The sequence below is a fragment of the Halomonas sp. AOP22-C1-8 genome, from assembly GCF_052378905.1.
Lineage (GTDB): Bacteria > Pseudomonadota > Gammaproteobacteria > Pseudomonadales > Halomonadaceae > Vreelandella > Vreelandella citrativorans.
In genome coordinates this window covers 24,022-46,228 of sequence record NZ_JBQSYD010000012.1, presented here as the reverse complement: position 1 = coordinate 46,228, position 22,207 = coordinate 24,022, and the positions used below count along the sequence as shown (strand labels likewise).

The following is a 22,207-nucleotide window of genomic DNA, read 5'->3' as shown; positions in this document are numbered from 1 at the left end:
TGTGCTGAAGTCAGGCGCATTATTGCAAAAAGAAAGCCCCCGGGAAACGGGGGCTTTGAGCAAACATTTTGTAGTTAAACTACTACAAATACACAATATTTCTTATTGCAGCGCAGTAAGCTTTTAACTATTTTCAGGGTGGAATCGCTACAACCGTTGTCGCTACTGCCCTTTTGCGAGCACACCCCGTTAATCAGCGCCTTGATAAACGACTACATAATCAGTGAATAACCGGCGATGGTGCATCCGGGTTCTCCAATAATGTCTCAACATCAGCCGCAGTGTAGTGATATTTCGTGTGACAGAAGTGGCATTGCGTATCAATAGCGCCTTTTTCACGCACAATATCGCGCAGTTCAGCAGCCCCTAACGTGATCAATCCTCCCGCCATTCGCTCCCGCGAACAGGTACAGCCAAAACGCAGGGCTTTAGGATCAAAGACCCGAACCGTCTCTTCATGATAAAGGCGATAAAGCACTTCGCGCTGCTCTAACCCCAAAAGCTCCTCAGGTTTGATCGTATCGGCCAACGCGACGCTGCGCTCCCACGCATCGACATCCTGATTTTGCGAGGCATCAGGCAGGCGCTGCAGCAGCAAGCCACCGGCACGCTCGCCGTCTGCCGCTAACCACAAGCGAGTAGGCAGCTGTTCGGATTTTCCAAAATAGGCTTCCAGACAGCCACTGAGCGTTTCGTGATCCAACGCGACAATGCCCTGGTAGCGGTTGCCTTCACGCGGGTCGAGCGTAATGACAATTTGCCCTTCTCCGACCAATTCACGAAAGTCTGCCCGCTCGCTGGGCAAGTGGCTATCCTCCGCCACACGAGCAATCGCACGTAGCTCACCGCCTGGGTTGGACTCCGCCATTAATAGCGACAGCACGCCCTGGCCACGCACTTCAATGCTTAAGGTGCCGTCCAACTTAATGGTATCGGTTAGTAGCGCGACAGCGGCCAACAGCTCACCCAACAGCTCATTAACGGCGGGCGGATACGCGTGGCGCGTGAGCACTTCGTGGTAGGCAGTGGCTAGCGTTACGATTTCGCCACGTACGTTGGTTTGGTCAAACATAAACCGCTGAATTTGATCAGACATAACAAGGTCCTGCAGTAAAAGGGTACTTAAAATGGGCGCTTGGCGGGCTAGCCTGCCTTGGCCGTGAAGACAGCCCAAGGCAGGAAACGTCGGCTACTCGCCGGGCTGACGCTGAAAGCGCTGTATATCGCGGCGCTGCTTTTTATCAGGCCGTTTGAGGGGGTGCTGCATGGCTTGATTAGTAAGCCTGCGGGCTTCGGTCTCACGGGCGCGGCGCTCGACACTTTCGGTGGTCTCTGCATAGAGTTTTCGGGCTTCAGGCGCACCGCGACGCTGGTCAGAAAGCTCTATTACTTCGACCTCGTAAATATCCCACCCCTGAGGCACGCGGATAAGCGCCCCCAGCTCGACATTTTTACTGGTTTTGACACGCGCACCGTCATAATGCACCTTGCCACCTTCAATGGCTTTTTTAGCGAGCGCGCGGGTTTTAAAAAACCGCGCAGCCCATAACCACTTATCCAAGCGAACGGTGTCGCTCATTAACGCTCTCCTTGCTACCCAGGTACGTTTTCTGGCAGCAGTTGGGCAAATCGATCCAGAGCAATAAACTCCTGCAGCTCTTTTTCTGGGCGCTGGCTGTCTGGCTGTTTAATACCCAGCAAATGCCGGATGCCAAATTCGCGGGCGCTTTCCAGCACGCGGGAGTTATCGTCTATAAACAGGGTACGGGCCGGGTCAAAGGGTTCGATGTCTTGCAGTGCAAACCAAAATGCCTGCTCCTCTTTCGCTGCCCCTACATCTTCAGAGGAGATGATGGCATCCAGGTAGTTTTCCAACCCTGTTAACGGCAATTTAAGCGATAGGCTGGCTCTATCAGCGTTGGTGGCCAATATCACTCGGGGATGGGCCTGCTTTAGCCACGCTAAGAAGTCGAGTGCATCGCTACGTAGACCAATTAAATGTTGCACTTCCCGCTTGAGCGCAACGACGTCGACATTCAGCTCTCGGCTCCAGTACGCCAGGCTGTACCAGTTTAGCGTGCCCTGTTCGCCCATAATGCGCTGCTGGAGTGCATTTTGAGATGCTTCATCAAGCTGATGAAGCTCTCTATAACGGCGCGGGAGATGCTCCAACCAGAAGTGGCTGTCAAAGTGTAGGTCCAGCAGCGTACCGTCCATATCCAACAGCACGGTATCAATTTCGCGCCAATCAATCATTGCCGCTCCAGTCTAAAAGAGTAAGCGTGCTATTGTAGCCTAACCCTTATTTAGCAGCCATGGAGGCCCTTATGTCAGCATCTGATTCTCCCGCCGGCTACCTGCGCAAGCCGCAGATACTGGCCCGTGAGAGCGTAGCCAAAAGCCGCTTGTTTCATATTGAGTCGCTGGATTTACGCTTCTCGAACGGCGAGGAGCGCCAGTTTGAGCGTTTAACCGGCGCCGACCGTGGTGCGGTAATGATTGTGGCCATGCCTGACCCTGACCATGTGTTGCTGATACGCGAGTATGCGGCAGGTTTTGAAGACTACGTATTAACGCTTCCCAAAGGGTTGGTGGACCCGGGCGAGGATGTTATTACCGCGGCTAACCGTGAATTGATGGAAGAGTGCGGCTTTGGTGCTCACTGCATCGAGCCTTTAGTTGAGCTTTCACTGGCCCCCAACTATATGCGCCATCGCATGCAGGTATTAATCGCGACCGACCTGTATGCCAAACGGCTGCCGGGCGATGAGCCAGAGCCGCTTATTGTCGAGACCCACCCCATCGAAGAGCTGCCTGCCCTTCTGCTACGCGACGATTTTCATGAAGCCCGTGCCATAGCAGCCCTGTATATCGCCCGCGATAAATTACGTGACGAGAAGCGTCAGGACGCTGCTGATTTGTTGTGAGGTAATGTCGGCCCCGCTTTTCGAATCCAGCAAAAACCGTAGCGCGTGGTAACGTTTTGCGAGGAACGAGCAAATAAGGCACCCGCGAGTGGCGGCGCCAAGCCGCCTTGGCTTGTGCCTCCGTGCTATTGCACCCCGCCACCCAACCCCGGCAACGCTTCGCGTTGCTCCCGCGGGTGCGCTGCGCTTACCACGCGCTACGAATTTGCGCTATTTTCGAATCCAGCAAGAATCGTAGCGCGTGGTAACGTTTTGCGAGGAACGAGTAAATAAGGCACCCGCGAGTGGCGGCGCAAGCCGCCTTGGCTTGTGCCACCCAACCCCGGCAACGCTTCGCGTTGCTCTCGCGGGTGCGCTGGCGCTTACCACGCGCTACGAATTTGCGCTACTTTCGGATCTAGCGAGAATCGTAGCGCGTGGTAACGTTTTGCGAGGAACGAGCAAATAAGGCACCCGCGAGTGGCGGCGCCAAGCCGCCTTGGCATTATCACCGTGCTTATGCCTATGCTATTGCACCCCGCCACCCAACCCCGGCAACGCTTCGCGTTGCTCCCGCGGGTGCGCTGCGCTTACCACGCGCTACGAATTTGCGCTATTTTCGGATCCAACGAGAATCGTAGCGCGTGGTAACGTTTTGCGAGGAACGAGCAAATAAGGCACCCGCGAGTGGCGGCGCCAAGCCGCCTTGGCATTATCACCGTGCTTATGTCTATGCTTTGCACTTCATCACCTGGCAATGCTTCGCGTTGCTCCCGCGGGTGCGCTGCGCTTACCACGCGCTACGAATTTGCGCTATTTTCGGACCTAGCGAGAATTGTAGCGCGTGGTAACGTTTTGCGAGGAACGAGCAAATAAGGCACCCGCGTGAAGCGGGTGCTGACTTTCATGTTGGGTTAAAAGTGGGGTTTAAGCGCTATCCAGCGGCGTTGGCGGTAGCTATCCTGCCCCGCTTCCAAAAGCGTCATCGAGCGTAGCGCGGCTTCGATATCTACCGGTAGCGCAGCACGGCCTTGAAGAGCCTCGACGATTCCCTGGTAATAGGCCAGGTAGTTACCCGGCTGAGTAGGATGCTCATGGCTTGTCAGTGATGCCTGTTCACCCTGCCCTTCGCGCAGCGTCAACGTGCCTGGGGTATCTTCTCCCCAATTAACAGCAGGCACTTCCCCTGCCTTCAGGCGATCTTCTTGAGGGTCCAGACCGTATTTTACATAGCTGCCTTGCGTGCCATGTATCCGAAAACGTGGTGTCGCTTCGGCCACTAGCGCACTGGCGCTTAACTGAACACGCCGGTCATCGTAGGCCAGTAGCGCGAGAAAATCGTCATCGGCTTGCGCGCCATCGCGGCGTGTGCCCAGCTCCAGCAAAATGGCGTTGGGCATCCCAAACAACTCACATGCCTGATCCAGCAGATGTGGCCCCAGGTCAAACCAGAGACCGCCACCCGCCGTGGCTTTCTCGCGCCAGCGGTCGCGTACTTCTGGTTTGAACCTATCAAAGCGCGATTCGAAACCGGTCACACGTCCTAGCGTGCCTGTCTCAAGCAAAGCCTTAACCGTTAAAAAATCGCTATCCCAACGGCGATTATGAAACACCGAGATCAAACGCTCTTTCACCACGGCCAGCGATTTTAACTGCTTGGCTTCTGACAGCGTCACGGTAAACGGTTTATCCACCACCACGTGCTTGCCCGCAGAAAGTGCCATTTTGGCAAGCTGAAAGTGGGTATCGTTGGGGGTAGGAATCACAATAAGGTCAATATCGTAACGCTGGCATAATGCCCGCGCCTCGTTCTCGACCTCTACATCAGGCAAATCCGCCTGCACCTTAGCGGCGTCGCTTGAGGACACCGCGACCAAATCCAGGCCTTCCGTGGCCTGAATGAGCGGTACATGAAACGTTTTACTCGCGAACCCATAACCTACCAGGCCCACATTGATCGTTGCTTTCATAATGCTCCTTGCGAACGTTTAATCGAGCTTGGAAAGATCGCGCACCGCTCCTTTGTCAGCGGACGTCGCTAACAGTGCATAGGCCTTTAGCGCAGGCGTCACTTTGCGGGGGCGCTGCTCGACCGGTTTCCAGGCCTCTTTTCCTTTAGCATCCATCGCTTCGCGACGAGCGGTAAGCTCAGCATCGGAAAGCTTGACGTTAATCGTGCGGTTGGGGATATCAATGATGATGGTATCGCCCTGTTCCACCAGGCCGATTGCGCCCCCCGCTGCCGCTTCAGGCGATACGTGACCGATGGACAAGCCGGATGTACCCCCCGAGAAGCGACCATCGGTCAGTAGCGCGCAGGCCTTGCCCAGCCCTTTGGATTTAAGGTATGAGGTTGGATAAAGCATTTCCTGCATGCCGGGACCGCCTTTAGGGCCTTCGTAGCGGATTACCACGACATCGCCCTCTTTTACCTTGCCATCCAGTACGTTGGCGACCGCCTGATCTTGGGACTCCACCACATGAGCCGTGCCTTCAAACAGCAGGATCGAGTCATCGACGCCGGCGGTTTTGACCACACAGCCGTCCAGCGCGATGTTGCCGTAAAGCACGGCCAAGCCGCCCTGGGTTGAGAATGCGTGCTCCAGGTTACGGATACAGCCAGTCGCTCGGTCGCCGTCCAGGCTCGGCCAGCGCGTGCTTTGCGAGAAGGCCGTCTGGGTGGGCACGCCACCAGGGCCTGCTTTAAAGAACTCAACCACTTCCGGACTGGGTGAGCGCATGATGTCCCACTCGTCCAGCGCGATTTTGAGACTATCACCGTAAACCGTGGGCACCGAGGTATCCAGCACGCCCGCGCGATCAAGCTCACCCAAAATCGCCATGATGCCACCCGCCCGGTGCACATCTTCAATGTGGTACTTTTGGGTATTGGGCGCCACTTTACACAGTTGAGGCACTTCACGGGAAAGCTGATCGATATCCGACATGGTGAAGTCGACTTCCGCTTCTTGCGCGGCCGCCAGCAGGTGCAAAATGGTATTGGTGGAACCGCCCATGGCGATATCGAGGGTCATCGCGTTACGAAAAGCGGCTTTCGAGCCAATCGCGCGAGGCAGCAGGTGCGCCTCATCGCCTTCGTAGTAACGCTTGGCCAGCTCAACAATCTTGTGGCCGGCGTTTTCAAACAGACGACGACGGTCCGAGTGCGTTGCCAGCACAGTGCCGTTACCCGGCAGCGCCAGGCCGAGCGCTTCGGTCAGGCAGTTCATTGAGTTGGCGGTAAACATGCCTGAGCAGCTGCCGCAAGTGGGGCAAGCGCTACGCTCAACTTCGGCCAGCATTTCATCATCCACGCTGTCGTCAGCCGCCATTACCATGGCGTCTACCAAATCCAGGCCATGATTTAACAGCTTGGTTTTGCCGGCCTCCATCGGCCCGCCTGAGACAAAGACGACCGGAATATTCAGGCGCATGGCAGCCATCAACATGCCAGGGGTGATCTTGTCGCAGTTGGAGATACAGACCAACGCATCGGCACAGTGCGCGTTACACATGTACTCAACGCTGTCGGCGATAATGTCGCGGCTGGGCAGCGAGTACAGCATGCCGTCGTGGCCCATCGCAATGCCGTCATCGACGGCAATAGTGTTGAATTCCTTGGCTACGCCACCGGCTTTCTCAATTTCACGCGCAACCAGTTGGCCCATATCTTTCAGGTGGACGTGACCGGGGACAAATTGGGTAAAGGAGTTGGCGACCGCGATAATAGGTTTGTGAAAATCGTCATCTTTCATACCCGTGGCGCGCCATAAAGCGCGGGCGCCAGCCATATTGCGGCCAGCGGTGGTCGTACGGGAGCGATACTCAGGCATAGTGTCCTCTACATCTTTTTTTTTGGCCCGCTGCCAACTCGGCGGTGGGCAGGTGAATCCAGCGCCCATGATTGTGGCATGAGCGCTGCCCACAGCGCCAGATGTAGTGTCCGACGAGATTAATCCGCTGACGCGTTTCTAAAATGCCACCCTGGAGGGTGGCATCTATCAGGTACGGGCGTGTTGAGGCGTTAGACGCTTAAAACTCTTCCCACTGGTCGTGCTGAGGCTGGGCGGCGAGTTTACCAAGTGCGGCATTACTGGCGGCAGGCAGTTGCCTGGTTGTTTTCTGCTGAGCCTTATGCGTAAACGAAAGCTTATCGCGGGCAGCCTTGGCACTCTCTTCTTGAAAGCCTTTTAAGCGGAACGCATCGACCACGTTGGCCAGCTCAAAGGCCTCTAGCGCCAAATTGTCAGCTGACGCCGCGATTGACTGCACTTTTGATGCATTTTGCTGTGTCACATGGTCCATTTCAGCGACGGCTGAATTAATTTGTCCGATACCGCTGCTCTGCTCATTAGAGGCTGCACTAATGGATTCCATTAACACGCTGACACGGTTTACCTGCTGCATCACATTTTCAATGGCGCGCTCTGCCTGCTCTACAGCACTCCGCCCGCCGCTGACCTCTTGAGTAGTACTGTCGATCATTTTGCGAATTTCCTGGGAAGCCGTCGCGCTCCGCCCCGCTAGATTACGCACTTCGCTGGCGACAACGGCAAAGCCACGGCCATGATCGCCCGCGCGGGCAGCCTCGACAGAGGCATTAAGCGCCAGTATGTTGGTCTGAAACGCGATGCCATCAATCACGCTGATCATTTCGGTCATTTTTTCTGCGCTTTGAGCAATGCGCTGCATACGCTCAACCAGGGCTTCCATCTGTTTGCCAGTATCGCGTGTACTGTCGGCATTTTGCATGGCAAGCTCGGTTGCCTGGCGCGCGTTTTCAGTATTCTGCTGCACGGTAGAGGTCATCTCTTCCATGCTGGCAGCGGTTTGCTGAAGCGATGATGCTTGCTGCTCGGTACGTGATGAAAGCTCTTCGTTTTCAGCAGCAATCTGCCTAACGGCCGGGGTCACGATCGACACTCGGCTATCCAGATCAGTGACGATACTGGCCAAACTAAAGCGCATGGTATCCAGTGAGTAGAGCAGCTCCCCGAGCTCATCGTGGCTAGTTTGCTTGTTGCTGGCCGCCAGGTTCCCTGCCGCAATCTGAAAGGTCAGGTGGCGCGCACCCGCTAAGCCGTTGAGTACATTGCGTAGATTGACGTCCTCCCCGCCCTAAAGGACGGGGATTCCAACTTCTTGAGGGCAACGTCCTGCCCCGAGGCTGAGGATATTCCGGGCCGCATTCACGTCCCGGTCGTGGAGTACACCACACTCCACGCACTCCCAGACCCTTACTCGCAACCCGTTGACGCCCTGCGGCCCGCTAAGCGAGCCGCACGACGAACAGGCGCGGGTGGTGTTGGTTTCGCGAACGACCTTGAAGACGATGCCTGCGTGAGCGCATTTATATTCCAGCATCGTTTTCAGTTGTGACCAGCCAGCGTCGTAGACGCTTTTGGCCATCTTGGTCTTCGCGAGCTTGGTTGAGGAAACATCGCCCACGACGATTTCGCCGTACTGGTTGACGAGTTTCCGGGAAAACTTGTGCTGCGCGTCTTGGCGACGGTTCTTGATCTTGGCGTGAATAGCCTTTACCCGCCGCTTGTTACGCGCACGTTGGGCTGTCGCCAACTGGTCTTCCATGCGGCGGTAGAAGCGGCTATTTTCCAGCCTTCCTCCATCGCTACAGGTGGCCACATCCTTGAGCCCAAGGTCGATGCCAACGGCGCCCTGCCCAAGCGTTGGCTGCACGTCCACCTCGACCGCAACATTGAAATACCACCGGCCCCGGCTATCTTCGTTGAAACTGCCGGCACGGAACTTGTATGTCGACAGGCCGTAGCTATCCCACACCTTGAAGTAGGTGCCGTTGTGAAATACCTGCCCGTTCTTCCACTTGGCCGCGCCGGTATTGACCGGAATCCAGCCAAGTGAGCGGCGTACACCGCCGGACTTGCGCCAATTCAGGCGGGGCTTTTTGAACTGCTTGCGGCGGGCAACGTATTCAGCAGCGATGCATTGCAGCGTTTGGCTGTGCAGGCCGAGGTCCTTGCCAGCACCCTTGGTATAGGGATGCATGTCGTAGGCAGACAGAAACAGACCTTTCTCCCGAATGGCTCGAGAAGACAGTTCGTTGAGGTAGTTCCAAACAAAATTCACGCTGCGGGCCATGCGGTTAAGCTCGGCGGCGTGTTTGTCCTTCACTCGAACCTTGAGGGTCTTGGTCTGCTTCATGGCTTCGAATATACTTGGTCTATGGAAACCAAACAAGCTATCAGAACAGGAAGAAACTGCGTTTTTAAACTCCATGCCCATTTGGTCTTTGTCACCAAGTATCGGGGCAAGGTGTTCACCGGCGCGCATCTCAACTCCCTCGAATTGCTTTTCGACCGAGTGTGTCGGGACTTCGAGGCGGAGCTACAGGAGTTCAACGGTGAAACCGATCACGTCCATTTGCTTGTCAACTTTCCACCCAAAGTGGCGGTATCCAAGCTGGTGAATAGTTTGAAGGGGGTATCCAGCCGGCGGATGAAGTTACTACACCCTGAACTGGTGCAGCCCGCCTACCGGAAGAACTCGCTGTGGAGTCCAAGCTACTTTGCGGGAAGTGTCGGAGGCGCCCCCCTGAGCATGGTCAAACAGTATATTGAGCAACAATCGAGGCCGGACTAGGGACGCTCTCGCGCCCCTCGCTATCCATCCTCGCACTAGAAGTACGAGGTTTTTCGCGATGTTCGATAAGAAAATATGTTTTAAATCATCTACCCTCGCTCAGCCCTTCCCTGGCGTATGTTTCAATTCTTAAAGACAACGTTAGCCACGTCTTTATAGCGGTTAGCGAAGTGTACCGTCATACCTTTCTTAAGATAATCAGGGAGCTCTTCGTAATCGCGGCGGTTGGCCTCGGGCAGTATCACCTCAAAAATGTCGCTACGCCGGGCAGCAATCACTTTCTCACGAATGCCGCCAACAGGAAGCACCTGACCGGTCAGGGTGAGCTCTCCCGTCATTGCCAGTGGCCGCGTAATGGGCTGATGCTTGGCGAGCGAGAGTAGCGCGGTGGTCATGGTGACACCCGCCGAAGGGCCATCCTTGGGTGTTGCGCCCTCGGGCACATGCAGGTGAACAAACGCTGAATCAAAGAAGTCAGTATCTGCGCCATACTCCTGCAGGTGGCCCAGGGTGTAGCTGTAGGCAATGTTGGCAGACTCTTTCATGACATCGCCAAGCTTACCGGTTAGCTTGAACCCACGGTCCAGCGCGTGAACTTTACCCGCTTCAATGGGCAAGGTAGCCCCGCCCATTGATGTCCAGGCAAGCCCTGTCACCACGCCTTCGCCTTTGAGGGCTTTTTCCTTACGGAAAAGAGGCGCTCCCAAAAACTCCTCCAGGTTATTGACCGAAATCTTGACGGTTTCGATCTCCTCTTCCAGGAGCTTAACCGCCGCTTTACGTACAATACGGTGAAGCTGCTTTTCGAGTTGCCGAACGCCAGCCTCACGGGCGTAGCCTTCAATAACCTGCTTTAACGCCGCCTCGGTTAAGTTGATGCGCTTTTTAGGCATGTTATTGCGCTTAAGAAGCTTCGGCCACAGGTGGTGCTTGGCAATCGCCTGCTTCTCTTCCGCGATATAACCTGAAAGGCGAATTTGCTCCATGCGGTCCAAAAGCGGGCCGGGGATCGAGTCCAGCGTGTTGGCCGTGCAGATAAACAGCACCTTGGAAAGGTCCATCCGGACATCCAGATAGTGGTCCAGGAAGTCGACATTCTGCTCAGGGTCTAACACCTCAAGCAGCGCTGAGGCGGGGTCCCCCTGGAACGACTGCCCCAGCTTGTCGATTTCATCCAGCATGATCACCGGGTTCTCGACTTCGACTTCTTTAAATGCCTGCACCAGCTTACCGGGCATGGCGCCCACATAGGTACGGCGATGGCCCTTAATCTCGGCTTCATCGCGCATTCCGCCGACAGAAAAACGATAAAACTCGCGGCCCAGCGCCTCTGCGATAGAGCGGCCAATAGACGTCTTACCAACCCCTGGCGGGCCTACCAGCAGTACGATGGAACCGCCTACATCGCCTTTAAATGTGCCTTCCGCGAGGAACTCGACAATACGTTCTTTCACGTCCTGCAAACCATCGTGATCGCGGTTTAACACTTCACGCGCATGGCTTAGGTCAAGCTTATCCTGGCTGGTGACCCCCCAGGGCAATGACGTTAGCCAATCCAGGTAGTTACGGGTCGTACCGTACTCGGGTGACCCGGTTTCCAACACACTTAGCTTATTAAGCTCATCATCGATACGGTTCTGGACGCGCTCAGGAACAACCAGCGACTCCAAACGGCCTTTAAAGGTATCAACGTCGTTTTCGCGGTCATCCTTGGAAATACCCAGCTCACGCTGAATGACCTTTAATTGCTCGCGCAGGAAGAATTCACGCTGTCGGTCCTGCATTTGCGCATTAACCTGCTCGCTGATCTCGCTTTGCAGTTGCGCGACTTCAATTTCCTTACGCAGTAGTGGCAGCACCTTGTGCATCCGCTCTTCTACCGGCAACGTATCCAGCACATCCTGAAGCTCAGGGCCTTTGGCTGACGTAATCGCGGCGGCAAAATCGGTAAGGGGGCCTGGCTGATGAGGGCTAAAGCGGTTCAGATAGTGCTTTAACTCTTCGCCATACAGCGGATTAATCGGCAGCAACTCTTTGATGCCGTTAATAATCGCCATGGCATACGCACGCGTCTCCTCGTTTTCCGCATCAACAGGCTCTTTGGGATAGGTAACTTCAACGAGATACGGCGGCTCTTTAGACAACCAGCGTTTGATTTGAAAACGCTGCACGCCTTGGGCAATAAACTGAATCTGCTGGTCCTCGCCCTTTAGTTTATGCACTTTAACGGCGGTGCCAATCTCGGGAAAATCGTCGTGACCCAACGACTCCACACCGCCCTCGCCCACAAAGGCAACGCCCAATGTTTTATGAGGCGTATTGCCTACGCGACGCATGGTCTCTTCCCAGCGTTCACGATTAATGACCAGTGGCTGAACCTGGGCGGGGAAAAAAGGGCGGTTATGAATAGGCAGTAAATAAATGCGTTCAGGCAGCATATCACTGGCAGGAACCAGCGAGTTTGTCCGCTCGCCATCGGAGCGATGATGCTCTTCTTCACCTATATGGTCAGTCTCAGCAGATGACGGGACATCTTCTCCCTGCCAGCCGAGATTGTCGTCATCGCGGTCGTACTCCTGGTCGCTCATATACCCTCCGGTAAACAGTGACTAGCGGATATACCGCTTAGCATTGCTTATGGAATGCGGGCAACAGGCTTAAACTTCAACCCTTGGCGCCGCCTATTGCGACCAGAGGTCCGGCATGGGACGACCGTTAACACGCCACTTCCCGCGTATAACGTCAAACTGCAGCTCACGGGTTCCTAACGGCAAGCCCAGCCATAAGGCAACTACCGTCGGTGCATCATGCCAAATAAAATCGCCGTCAAGGCGTTCAAGCCAACGGGCACGCTCTTCCTGCTTATCAAGCAAAGTGACATTGAGCTGATCCAGCTTTCGAGCATCGAAGAAGAGCGCGCCATCAGCGTCAACGCGAATCCCCAACAGCGGGCTATCCGCGTCTACGGTGATAACATCCAATCGCGGAGAGTCACTCAATATTTGCAGCAGGTCAGGTTCAAGCCGGGATAGCAGCCCTTCGGCCATCGGCAAGCTGGCATCTCCCCAAGCAGCTTCCTGGCGCAGCCGACGGATAGCCTGACGTATCGCATCAGCGTTAAGGCGTGATAGCTCCATGACAATATGCCCATTAAGCAGCGCCGTATCGGGTGCCTCCGTAGGCACCATAACGTCGCCCATAATGAGTTCGCCAGTGAGACGCAACTCACTTTCATCCAGCACCATGTAGCTGTGTATATCCAGCGGTGCCAGTTTTACGTCATAGGCTGGGTAGTGAAGTGACAAGGCGTCAATATGCAGATGGTCGCGCTGAGCGAAGTGGTGGGCATCTTCGATATAGGTGTAACGGCTTTCAAGCAGCAACGGCCCCAGGGTTAACTGTGCCGCGCCATCGGTTAGCGCCAACTGGTCCATACGAACGCGTAATCGCCAATCGCCAAACACGCCCTCCAACCGCAGCCGCCCTCCACGGACCTCAAGCTCCCGCCCGCTTTGCTGAATAATAAACGGCGCCAGCGCCAGCTGTAGCTCACTATGCCCACTAAGCGTGTGGTAACGGCCTTTCCAACGTGGTGCAGAGGTGGCAGTCACCTCCCCTACCGCCTGCTGTAACGCCGAATCCAGCCGGGGCAGAAACGTACCTTCAACGTCCGTGCTTAAAATACCGTGACGTGCACGGTAAGTAAGCTCCAACTGCCAGGGGCGTCCCAGCAAGGGGGAAAGCAGCAGGCGACCCTGAGAACTTAACCACCCCTGGCTGCGCTCGACGCGAGACACGCGCCACTCGCCCCGTGCCTCCAGGTCTTCCAGCGCTTGGCGGAGGCTGCGCTCAAACAGCACGCTGGATAGCAGTTGCCCCACCATCCAAACAATGGCTAATGCGGCCAGAATAGGGACAATTAAGCGTTCCTTGCGCATGCCATCTCCTTGAGCAACCGCACGAATAGGAAGTGAGTGTTGCCCAGTGTCACCTGCGGTTGCGTTTTAGTGCAACCAATACCATAAGTGCATGGTGCTCCAGGCATAGATCCCGGCCATGACATCATCAATCATGATGCCAAAGCCACCAGCCACTCGTCGGTCAGCCCAGCGGATAGGCCAAGGCTTAAACACATCAAAAATGCGAAAAACAATAAAGCCCCACAGCGCCGCCTCCCAGGAGAAGGGAACGGCAGCCATGGTGATCCAGTAGCCGACAAACTCATCCCAAACAATGCCGGAATGATCATGTACCCCTAAATCGTGCGATGTTTTATCACAGAGCCAAACGCCAACCACAAAGGCCACGAACACGATGCCCAAATACCAACCCAAGGGCAGTTCCGCCATAATCCAGTAGAAAGGAATAGCGGCCAGCGTGCCAAAGGTGCCTGGCGCCCAGGGCACCGTTCCACTGCCTAAACCAAACGCAAAAAAATGCGTTGGGCGACGCCACACACTTGGTGGTGCACGGTTCATGGCGCCCCCTCATGAAAATGCTGCCAGCCAGTATCCAGGTTAGGTGCAATCCCTTTTACACCCAACGTGTCGCTGCATTGGCCAATAACGGTTAAGGGTAGCCCCAGCTTGCCAAGCGCACGCTGCGCGCTGGCAACGTTCTCAGCAGGCAGAGTAACCAACAGTTCATAATCATCCCCCCCCGAGAGCGCAGCGTTGCAGGCAGCGTCACGGCCAAGGGTACTTTCCAGCGCCTCAGCCAGCGGCAGCGATGCCATATCAAGCGCCGCCCCAACGCCTGATGCCTTGCGTAGATGACCAAGGTCCGCCAGCAGCCCGTCAGAAATATCAATAGCGGCGTTGGCTAGCCCTCGAAGCGCAACGCCTGCGGCCAAACGTGGCTCAGGCAGGAGATAACGACGTAGCAGGGGGTGTTGAAGATCACGCTCGCCACGTTGCCAAAGGGCTAGCCCACCCGCCCCGCCGCCCAAGGCGCCGGTCACGGCGATCATATCGCCAGGCGTTGCCCCAGAGCGGGTCAAGGCATGCCCCGTCGGCGCCTCTCCCATCACGGTAACGCCAATCGTAAGCGCACCTGAGGTAACATCGCCACCGGCCAAGGTGGTGGCATGACGCTGACAAAGCGTATGAAACCCCTTGGCGAACGCTTCAAGCCAGGCATGAATCGCTTGATCATTGGCAAACGTACGCTGATCAAGCGTGAGCGCCATAAAACACCAGCGAGGGTCTGCCCCCATGGCCGCCAAATCGCTTAATGCGACGGCGAGCGAACGATGCCCTACCGCAAAGGCGGGCGCATCATGCGGGAAGTGAACATCAACGACAGAGGTATCAACGCTCACCGCTAGCTGATGACCCGCTTTAGGCACTAACAGTGCGGCGTCGTCGCCACCACCCAGTGCGACACCATCTGCCGGGAGTGGCGCTTGCGACGGCATCAGATAACGGCGAATCAAATCAAATTCAGCAAGCACAAAGGCCCCTTAACCACAGTACCAGACGGCGCGCCGTTACAGGCGGCGGGCGCTGACCTCGGCACTTCGCAAGCGGTTAGCCAACTTGTCGAGAATACCGTTTACGTATTTATGGCCGTCGGTTGCGCCAAAGGATTTGGCCAGTTCAACGCCTTCGTTAATCACCACGCGATACGGCACTTCCATACGGCGAGAAAGTTCATAGGCGCCCAAGCGTAGAATAGCCAGTTCGACGGCATCCAGGTCTTCCAGACGGCGATCCAGCAACGGTGATATTTCGCGATCCAGCTCGGTCTTATAGCGTGCCGTATTGTGCAAAAGCTCATGAAAGAGTGCCTTGTCGGCAATCTCCATTACCTTAACCCAGTTTTCATGGTCTTCCAGGTCGTCATCGGCGAGCTGGCTGCGGAACTCGGCTTCAACGGCGGTGATTGATTTACCCGTCATCTGCCACTGGTAAAGCCCCTGGACGGCTAGCTCACGGGCAGCATGGCGGCTCTGCTGGGCAGCAGAGGCCTTACGCTCACGGCGCTCGCTCATTGTGACTCTCCTGGCGGTAACGCGCGCAGCAGTGAGACCATCTCCATCGCCGCCATTGCAGCTTCCGTTCCTTTATTACCCGCTTTGGTGCCCGCACGCTCAATTGCCTGTTCGATGGACTCAACGGTTAAAACGCCATTGGCAACCGGTGTATCAAACTCCAGCTGTAAATGGTTGATAGCCGTATTACAGCCGCCCGCCACGTACTCAAAGTGCGGCGTACCGCCACGAATAACCGCGCCCAGCGCAATCACTGCATCAGGTTTCATTACCTTCAGAACACGCTTCACAGCGAGCGGCAATTCCCAGGCGCCCGGCACGTGAACAAGGTGAATGTTTTCGGCGTCTACGCCATGACGTGTCAAACTATCAATCGCGCCTTCCACAAGGCTATCAACCACATGATGATTGAACCGGCCAACCACAATAACGTAGCGACCATCGACGTCGACAAACGTGCCTTCTACTTGAGAGAGGGATTGCATCAATTTATTCCTGCTGAGAAATTGGCTCACACGTGATGTCATCAGGCCCCACAAGCTCGACCACTTCAAGGTCGAAGCCCGAGAGCGCTGAAAATTTCCACGGTGAGCTTAGTAGCCGCATCTTACCTACCCCTAGATGGCGTAGAATCTGCGAGCCAGTACCAATCGTTAAATAGTTGCCTGTGCCATCAGACTCACTGGTGCGCGGGGCGCGCACACGATCCAAGAACACATCCAACTGGTCTTTCAAATCCTGATGTGGGCGGCCATCATCAATAAGCACCAGTACGCCGGCGGAAGAACCCGCGACCTCTTCCAGGGCGCGATGGGCGTTCCAGCGCCCCTGATCATCTTTCGCCAAACCAAGCACGTCACGCAGCGTATCGGCTAAATGAACGCGTACGGTCGTGGTCTGCTCTGGCGTGGGCTGCCCTTTCACCAGCGCCAAATGATGTGCGCCCTGAATACGATCACGGAAAACATGCAGCGCCAGCTCGCCCTGGGACGTCATGACCATTGATGTTTCAACATGGTCAATGGTTTGCTCATGAACAATACGGTAATGAATCAAGTCGGCAATGGTACCGATTTTGATACCATGCTGTAGGGCAAACGCCTCAAGCTCTGGGCGGCGCGCCATACTGCCATCATCGTTCATCACTTCACAAATGACACCGCTGGGGTCACAGCCCGCCAGCGCTGCCAGATCACAGGCCGCCTCGGTATGGCCTGCACGACGCAACACACCGCCGGGCTCAGCCATTAACGGAAAAATGTGCCCCGGCTGAACAAGGTCGGTCGGTTTGGCATAAGGCGCACAGGCCGCTTGAACCGTCCGCGCCCGGTCTGCCGCAGAAATACCCGTGGTCACGCCTTGGGTTGCTTCAATAGAGAGCGTGAACTTGGTACCAAACCCCGAGCCATTGTCGCGCACCATCAACGGCAGGTTAAGCTGCTCGCACCGTTCGCGCGTCATCGGCATACAAATCAGGCCACGGGCAAACCGCGCCATAAAGTTGATATGCTCGGCCTGCACTTTTTCAGCCGCCATGATGATATCGCCTTCATTTTCGCGCCCCTCATCATCCATAAGGATGACCATCTTGCCTTGGCGGATATCGTCTACCAGTTCAGCAATAGAGGCTAAGCCCCCCGAGGAAGAATTCACCATGGAAGCTCCTAAATATGAGTTCGCAGCGTATGCGATGCCGCGCAACACTGGGGCTGCGCACTACGTAACCATCGTACCGCCAACATTGATAACAATAAGCGGGCAACCATCAAAAGCCGATAGCGGCACTGAATTACAACACAACCAATTGCAATACGGATAATTGCGACACGATCAATTGCGACAGAGTACCTTGCTATCGCCGCCTGCGCTAGTCGGGCTCTGGCGAGGCAATAATACGCCAATCTCGCCCTATCGCTCGTATATCATGAATGCTTAAACGCCGCTGATCCGCCATTTGTGAAAGCCCAGGTAGCGCAAAGAGCGGTTTTGCCTCGCCCCCCAATAACGTGGGTGCCACAAAAAGCTGCAACTCATCCACCAACCTGGCATCCAGCAGCGCACCGGCGAGCGTAGCACCTGTCTCCACCAGCAGCTCGTTGACCTGTTCGTTTTCAGCCAGCCAGCCAAGCAATTCGCCCAGCGGAAGACGCCCATCGCTCCCCGCCTCAAACACATGCACTTCTGCGCCAGCCGCCGTTAACTTGGCGCGTTTTTCTGGCGAGTGTGCAGGCGTGGTCATTATTAAGGTACGGCCAGGCTCACGTAAACAGGCCGCCGCTAAAGGCAGGCGCAAACGCGTATCCACAATAACGCGCAGTGGCTGGCGTAACGCCACGATGTCAGCATTCTCTACTTGCAATTGATCAGCCCGCAGCGTCAACCGTGAATCATCCATAATGATCGAGTCAACGCCACTCAAAATAGCGCTCGAACGCGCGCGCAGGCGCTGAACATGGCTGCGCGCTTCAGGGCCCGTTATCCACTGCGATTCACCCGACCCCATCGCTGTACGCCCATCCAAACTCATGGCCATTTTTAGACGCACAAAGGGTCGTTTACGCTGCATACGAGCGATAAAACCAGGATTTAACGCCCGTGCATCTTGCTCTAACAAGCCGATTTGCACGTCGATACCGGCCGCCTTTAGTAGCTCAATTCCTTGCCCACTGACCTGCGGGTTAGGGTCGACCATGGCGACCACGACACGTGCCACTTGGGCATTTTTAAGCGCCAACGCACACGGCCCTGTCCGCCCTGTATGAAAACAGGGCTCTAACGTGACGTAAGCCGTTGCCCCTTTGGCCTTGTCACCCGCGGCATTGAGCGCATGAACTTCCGCATGCGGCTCGCCCGCCCGCACATGAAAACCCTCCCCCACAATATGCCCGGGCTGGCCAGGCGGCTGCTGTACAATGACGCAGCCTACGCGCGGATTAGGGTCAGTGGTATAAAGCCCTTGCCTGGCTAATTGCAAGGCACGAGCCATATAGCGGTGGTCAGCGTCACTAAACGCGGCAACGGTGCTCATTACGTATCTTCCTTGTCACGCTCCGATGGCAAAGAGGGCGCTTGGGAGAGACGATCAATTTCAGCGCGAAACTCGTCTATGTCCTGGAACTTACGATAGACCGAGGCAAACCGGATATACGCCACCTGATCCAGGTTGCTTAATGCCTGCATCACAGATTCACCAATATCACGCGCATTGATTTCACGATCGCCTCGGGCGCGCAGGGTTTGGCGAATACGCTCAACCGCCGCTTCAATGGCTTCAGCGCTGACCGGGCGCTTCTCTAAGGCGCGCAACATTCCGTCACGTAGCTTTACTTCATTAAAGCTTTCGCGCGAGCCATCCGATTTTACTACCCTTGGCATCAAAAGCTCAGCCGTTTCATAGGTAGTAAAGCGCTCCTGGCAACTGGCACACTGTCGGCGCCGACGCACCTGATCACCCTCCGCTACCAAACGCGAATCAGTCACTCGAGTATCATTAGCACCACAAAAAGGGCAATGCATAGCGGTCAACCTGTTGTCAGTCCGTGCTGTAAGCCGCACGAGTAAGCATGTTATAACCTGTTATTACTCACTGTTTTTCAGACTTTTTTCAAGACTGTTCTCAAACGCGTTTTCATTCATCAATCGCCCCAGACATTATGCTTGCAGCGTTTAAGCGCGGACCATGATGCAATAACAGCAGTGTCTAGCCCGCCATTGTAACGATTTGACACACACGCTGCATTGGTTCAATACCTGCGCTTGCCTTTTCTTCTATCAACACGTTCACGGGGGGTTAAGGTATGCCACCAGAACAAGCTCTGATAAGTTAGTCACCTTATTCTGGTTCTTACGCAAGGATGTTGTAATGCCGCTTACGTTTGGCACATCAAACTGCTCTATTAAATACTCTATTAAAAAACGCCCTACTTTTAAATTATTTGCGTTTAAACTTCCTGCCTTCCAGAGCTCTGCGCTCACGCTGCCTGCCGCGCTCAGCGGCTTGATACTGTTAGCAGGCTTCAATATCAGCCAAGCTAACGAGTTACCTGCACCGGTGCAGGCATTGGCTGACCAGGGCTGGGAAATTCACGGCCAGTTTGACGCGCCAGGTGGGCTAAGCGGGTTTGGTGCGAGCGCCCAAGGCCAGGAAATAGCCATTTATTTAACACCCGATGGCGAGCACGCGATTGTCGGCACGCTAACGGATCACCAGGGCGAGAACCTGACGGAAGCCCAGTTGGACCAGCATGTCCGCGCAGTGTTGGAAGCCGAAACATGGCAACTACTCGAAGATAGTCACTGGATACAGGATGGCAGCACCGAAGCCCCCAGGGTGATATACACCTTCACGGATGCCAACTGCCCCTACTGTCAGGCATTTTGGAAGAAAACCCGCCCGTGGGTGGAGGCTGGCGAGGTACAGTTACGCCATATCATGGTGGGTATTTTAGCGCCTGATAGCCCTGCCAAAGCCGCAACGCTGCTGGCGGCTGATGACCCAAGTGCAGCCCTCAAGCGTCATGAAGAGGGGGAAGCAATAACAGCCAGCGCACAACCCCGTGATATTGAAGAGCAGGTGTACACGAATAACCAGCTGTTTGACGCATTAGGGCTATACGCGACACCCACCAGCGCTTTTCAGCGTGAAGTAGCCAACGGCGTTGTGCGCATTGATCGCATTCAAGGAATGCCGGAGGACGCACAGCTGATCGAACTGATGGGCAGCCCTGCGCCAGAAACACAATAACACATTAATTTTTCTTAATAAAAATAGCTAACATGCTGTTTTAAAAATGCCTGCACCGCAGGCATTTCGTTTGTGCCCCCCTCTAGAAAAATTAAATGGCCTTTCTCTTAAATACATCGCCAATTCGGCCGATATACAAGCTTCAATCATTATTTGAAAGGCTATGATAAGAACACCATGACACGATTAACCACGAATCAAAAACTCTGGAGCATCCTGGGAATTATTTGCCTTGCCATGCTAACGCTGGTTGGCTGGCTAACCTGGGAGACTCGTCAAACCATTGAGCAGGAACGTCGTAACACTATTCAAAACGTCGTTGAAAGCCTTCACTCACAGCTAGATGCCCTTCAAGGCAAGGTAGCCAGCGGCGAGCTCACACTCGCCGAAGCGCAGCAACGCGGAATTGACAGCCTGGCAAACGCCAGCTTCGCTGAAGGGGAGTATCTGTTTGCCTTTGACGACCAACTAAAGATCGTATCACATCCAAATCGACCGCTTGGCGAGGACATGAGTGGTTACCAAGACACACAAGGCATGCATTTGTACGCCGCGTTTCTTGATGCTGCACGCTCAGGGGGTGGGCACGTTGATTACTTTTCGCGCCGAATCTCCGGTGACGAACAGTTCCCTAAAATCAGTTATTTTGCCTATATTCCCGAATGGAACTGGGCCTTTGGCGCAGGTGTGTATGTAGATGATATTAGAACTGCTTTTGTTAGCAGTATCATTCGCTCGCTGATTGCGCTGTTAATTATTGGCATTCCTGTTGCGGTGCTGATGAGCTGGGTCATTCGTGATGTTTCTCGCCGCTTGGGCGGCGACCCGCGCTACGCGGCAACGGTGGTGCGTTATATTGCGGATGGCGACCTTACCCGTAGTACCCAGCTTTCCAGCCGTGACCAAGCGAGCCTGCTTTATGATATTAATCGTATGCGGGAATCATTGGCCGAAACGATTGGCAATATCGATCACGGTGCCGACCAGGTCAACAGTGGTGTTGAGCAAATTGTGGGCGTTAACGAAGAGCTTTCAACGCGTACCGAACAGCAGGCAGCCTCCCTTGCCGAAACAGCCTCCAGCATGGAAGAGCTCACAGCCACTGTGAAACAGAATGCTGACCATGCCGAGCATGCCCGCAAACTGGCTACAAACACGGCGAATAATGCGCAGCACGGCAGTGATGCAATGGCCACGGTAGTCAGTACCATGGCCACGATTAACGAAAGCTCGGCAGAAATGAGCAGTATCGTGAACACCATTGATGCTATCGCGTTTCAAACCAACATTTTGGCACTGAATGCCTCGGTGGAAGCGGCACGCGCAGGTGAACAGGGGCGTGGTTTTGCGGTGGTTGCCAATGAAGTACGTCAGCTTGCCAGCCGTTCGGCATCGGCTGCTCAGGAAATCAAAAAGCTGATTGAAAACTCCGGCGCTCAAGTCGCCGAAGGCAGCCAGCAAGTTCGCAATACCGGTGACATTATCAATAGTGTGGTCACCGATATCCAACAGCTCAGCACGCTGGTACAGGAAATATCCGCAGCCACCAGTGAACAGAGCAGCGGCATTGAACAGGTCAACCTGGCCGTGACCCAGATGGACCAGATGACCCAACAAAATGCCGGGCTGGTGCAAGAGAGCAATCACGCGACCCAGATGCTTGCGCAGCTTAGCACCCAACTGCGCGAGCGTGTGTCTCACTTCCGAGTGGATCGCCAGTCGACCTTAACCCCTCTCCCATCACGCTCATCAACATCACGCTCCACACACGACGATAGCGATTTTTAAACCAGGCTAGCAGCAGAAAAGCGCCCTCTTGGCTTTGGCCACGGGGGCGTTTTTGATTGTATGCCGCCGCCTTTTCAGCGCGCTTATAGCGAATTTTCAACGCCCTTCTAACGAGTTTTATGTAGTTCGCCTTAAGTAACAGAGCGTTAGGCCGATATA

20 protein-coding genes are annotated in these 22,207 nt (G+C 55.1%); 4 read left to right on the top strand and 16 right to left on the bottom strand.

The features are described 5' to 3' along the window. Positions 1 to 220: 220 nt before the first annotated feature. From hslO to yrfG, 3 genes are all read right to left on the bottom strand, one after another. Entirely contained in the window at positions 221 to 1,096 is an 876-nt protein-coding gene (gene hslO / locus ACT3TY_RS08490; protein ID WP_193057369.1) for an Hsp33 family molecular chaperone HslO, read from the bottom strand. Positions 1,097 to 1,189: 93 nt separating this feature from the next. After that, entirely contained in the window at positions 1,190 to 1,579 is a 390-nt protein-coding gene (hslR, locus tag ACT3TY_RS08485; RefSeq protein WP_172116168.1) for a ribosome-associated heat shock protein Hsp15, read from the bottom strand. 14 nt (positions 1,580 to 1,593) lie between these two features. Beyond that, entirely contained in the window at positions 1,594 to 2,256 is a 663-nt protein-coding gene (gene yrfG / locus ACT3TY_RS08480; protein WP_172116167.1) for a GMP/IMP nucleotidase, read from the bottom strand. A 71-nt stretch (positions 2,257 to 2,327) separates the two neighbouring features. Here yrfG and nudE point away from each other — a divergent pair, with 71 nt between their 5' ends. Next, positions 2,328 to 2,927 carry an ADP compounds hydrolase NudE gene (nudE, locus tag ACT3TY_RS08475; RefSeq protein ID WP_172116166.1) on the top strand — a complete coding sequence of 200 codons (600 nt, stop codon included), beginning with the start codon at positions 2,328 to 2,330 and terminating at the stop codon, positions 2,925 to 2,927. Between the two features lie 893 nt (positions 2,928 to 3,820). Here the strand turns inward: nudE and ACT3TY_RS08470 are convergent. The 4 genes from ACT3TY_RS08470 to ACT3TY_RS08455 all read right to left on the bottom strand — a co-directional run bounded on the left by ACT3TY_RS08470 (position 3,821) and on the right by ACT3TY_RS08455 (position 9,215). Then, positions 3,821 to 4,876: an oxidoreductase gene (locus ACT3TY_RS08470; RefSeq protein WP_444627887.1), complete on the bottom strand. Its 1,056-nt coding sequence runs from the start codon at positions 4,874 to 4,876 to the stop codon at positions 3,821 to 3,823. 18 nt (positions 4,877 to 4,894) lie between these two features. Then, a complete protein-coding gene (gene ilvD / locus ACT3TY_RS08465) occupies positions 4,895 to 6,739 on the bottom strand; it encodes a dihydroxy-acid dehydratase (protein ID WP_172116164.1) in 1,845 nt (614 codons plus the stop codon). Positions 6,740 to 6,938: 199 nt separating this feature from the next. Further along, complete coding sequence (locus tag ACT3TY_RS08460) at positions 6,939 to 7,874, bottom strand: methyl-accepting chemotaxis protein (protein ID WP_406565412.1); 936 nt, start codon at positions 7,872 to 7,874, stop codon at positions 6,939 to 6,941. Positions 7,875 to 8,024: 150 nt separating this feature from the next. Further along, positions 8,025 to 9,215 carry an RNA-guided endonuclease InsQ/TnpB family protein gene (locus tag ACT3TY_RS08455; protein ID WP_253926937.1) on the bottom strand — a complete coding sequence of 397 codons (1,191 nt, stop codon included), beginning with the start codon at positions 9,213 to 9,215 and terminating at the stop codon, positions 8,025 to 8,027. Between ACT3TY_RS08455 and tnpA the strand changes: the two genes are divergently transcribed. Then, positions 9,108 to 9,524 carry an IS200/IS605 family transposase gene (gene tnpA / locus ACT3TY_RS08450; RefSeq protein WP_172116163.1) on the top strand — a complete coding sequence of 139 codons (417 nt, stop codon included), beginning with the start codon at positions 9,108 to 9,110 and terminating at the stop codon, positions 9,522 to 9,524. The two genes, ACT3TY_RS08455 and tnpA, sit on opposite strands and share 108 nt — an antisense overlap. Before the next feature lie 122 nt (positions 9,525 to 9,646). On the opposite strand, the gene lon is transcribed toward tnpA, so the two are convergent. From lon to nrdR, 9 genes are all read right to left on the bottom strand, one after another. Continuing rightward, a complete protein-coding gene (gene lon / locus ACT3TY_RS08445) occupies positions 9,647 to 12,112 on the bottom strand; it encodes an endopeptidase La (protein ID WP_444627886.1) in 2,466 nt (821 codons plus the stop codon). 93 nt (positions 12,113 to 12,205) lie between these two features. After that, a complete protein-coding gene (locus tag ACT3TY_RS08440; protein ID WP_444627885.1) occupies positions 12,206 to 13,462 on the bottom strand; it encodes a DUF945 family protein in 1,257 nt (418 codons plus the stop codon). 66 nt (positions 13,463 to 13,528) lie between these two features. Further along, positions 13,529 to 14,002 carry a phosphatidylglycerophosphatase A family protein gene (locus tag ACT3TY_RS08435; protein ID WP_087105686.1) on the bottom strand — a complete coding sequence of 158 codons (474 nt, stop codon included), beginning with the start codon at positions 14,000 to 14,002 and terminating at the stop codon, positions 13,529 to 13,531. Then, positions 13,999 to 14,976, bottom strand: coding sequence for a thiamine-phosphate kinase (thiL, locus tag ACT3TY_RS08430; RefSeq protein ID WP_444622172.1), 978 nt, complete (start codon positions 14,974 to 14,976; stop codon positions 13,999 to 14,001). The genes ACT3TY_RS08435 and thiL overlap by 4 nt, the downstream gene beginning before the upstream one ends. 36 nt (positions 14,977 to 15,012) lie before the next feature. Next, a complete protein-coding gene (nusB, locus tag ACT3TY_RS08425; protein ID WP_192527974.1) occupies positions 15,013 to 15,516 on the bottom strand; it encodes a transcription antitermination factor NusB in 504 nt (167 codons plus the stop codon). Then, positions 15,513 to 16,001 carry a 6,7-dimethyl-8-ribityllumazine synthase gene (gene ribH / locus ACT3TY_RS08420; protein WP_192527973.1) on the bottom strand — a complete coding sequence of 163 codons (489 nt, stop codon included), beginning with the start codon at positions 15,999 to 16,001 and terminating at the stop codon, positions 15,513 to 15,515. The genes nusB and ribH overlap by 4 nt, the downstream gene beginning before the upstream one ends. Positions 16,002 to 16,005: 4 nt before the next feature. Next, entirely contained in the window at positions 16,006 to 17,172 is a 1,167-nt protein-coding gene (gene ribBA / locus ACT3TY_RS08415) for a bifunctional 3,4-dihydroxy-2-butanone-4-phosphate synthase/GTP cyclohydrolase II (protein WP_192527972.1), read from the bottom strand. 211 nt (positions 17,173 to 17,383) lie between these two features. Beyond that, complete coding sequence (gene ribD / locus ACT3TY_RS08410; RefSeq protein WP_444627884.1) at positions 17,384 to 18,544, bottom strand: bifunctional diaminohydroxyphosphoribosylaminopyrimidine deaminase/5-amino-6-(5-phosphoribosylamino)uracil reductase RibD; 1,161 nt, start codon at positions 18,542 to 18,544, stop codon at positions 17,384 to 17,386. After that, positions 18,544 to 19,032: a transcriptional regulator NrdR gene (gene nrdR / locus ACT3TY_RS08405; RefSeq protein ID WP_444627883.1), complete on the bottom strand. Its 489-nt coding sequence runs from the start codon at positions 19,030 to 19,032 to the stop codon at positions 18,544 to 18,546. The genes ribD and nrdR overlap by 1 nt, the downstream gene beginning before the upstream one ends. Before the next feature lie 346 nt (positions 19,033 to 19,378). Between nrdR and dsbG the strand changes: the two genes are divergently transcribed. Further along, positions 19,379 to 20,260 (top strand): thiol:disulfide interchange protein DsbG, encoded by an 882-nt coding sequence (gene dsbG / locus ACT3TY_RS08400; RefSeq protein WP_444627882.1) that lies wholly within the window; start codon positions 19,379 to 19,381, stop codon positions 20,258 to 20,260. Positions 20,261 to 20,437: 177 nt separating this feature from the next. Beyond that, positions 20,438 to 22,048: a methyl-accepting chemotaxis protein gene (locus ACT3TY_RS08395; protein ID WP_444627881.1), complete on the top strand. Its 1,611-nt coding sequence runs from the start codon at positions 20,438 to 20,440 to the stop codon at positions 22,046 to 22,048. Positions 22,049 to 22,207: the final 159 nt, after the last annotated feature.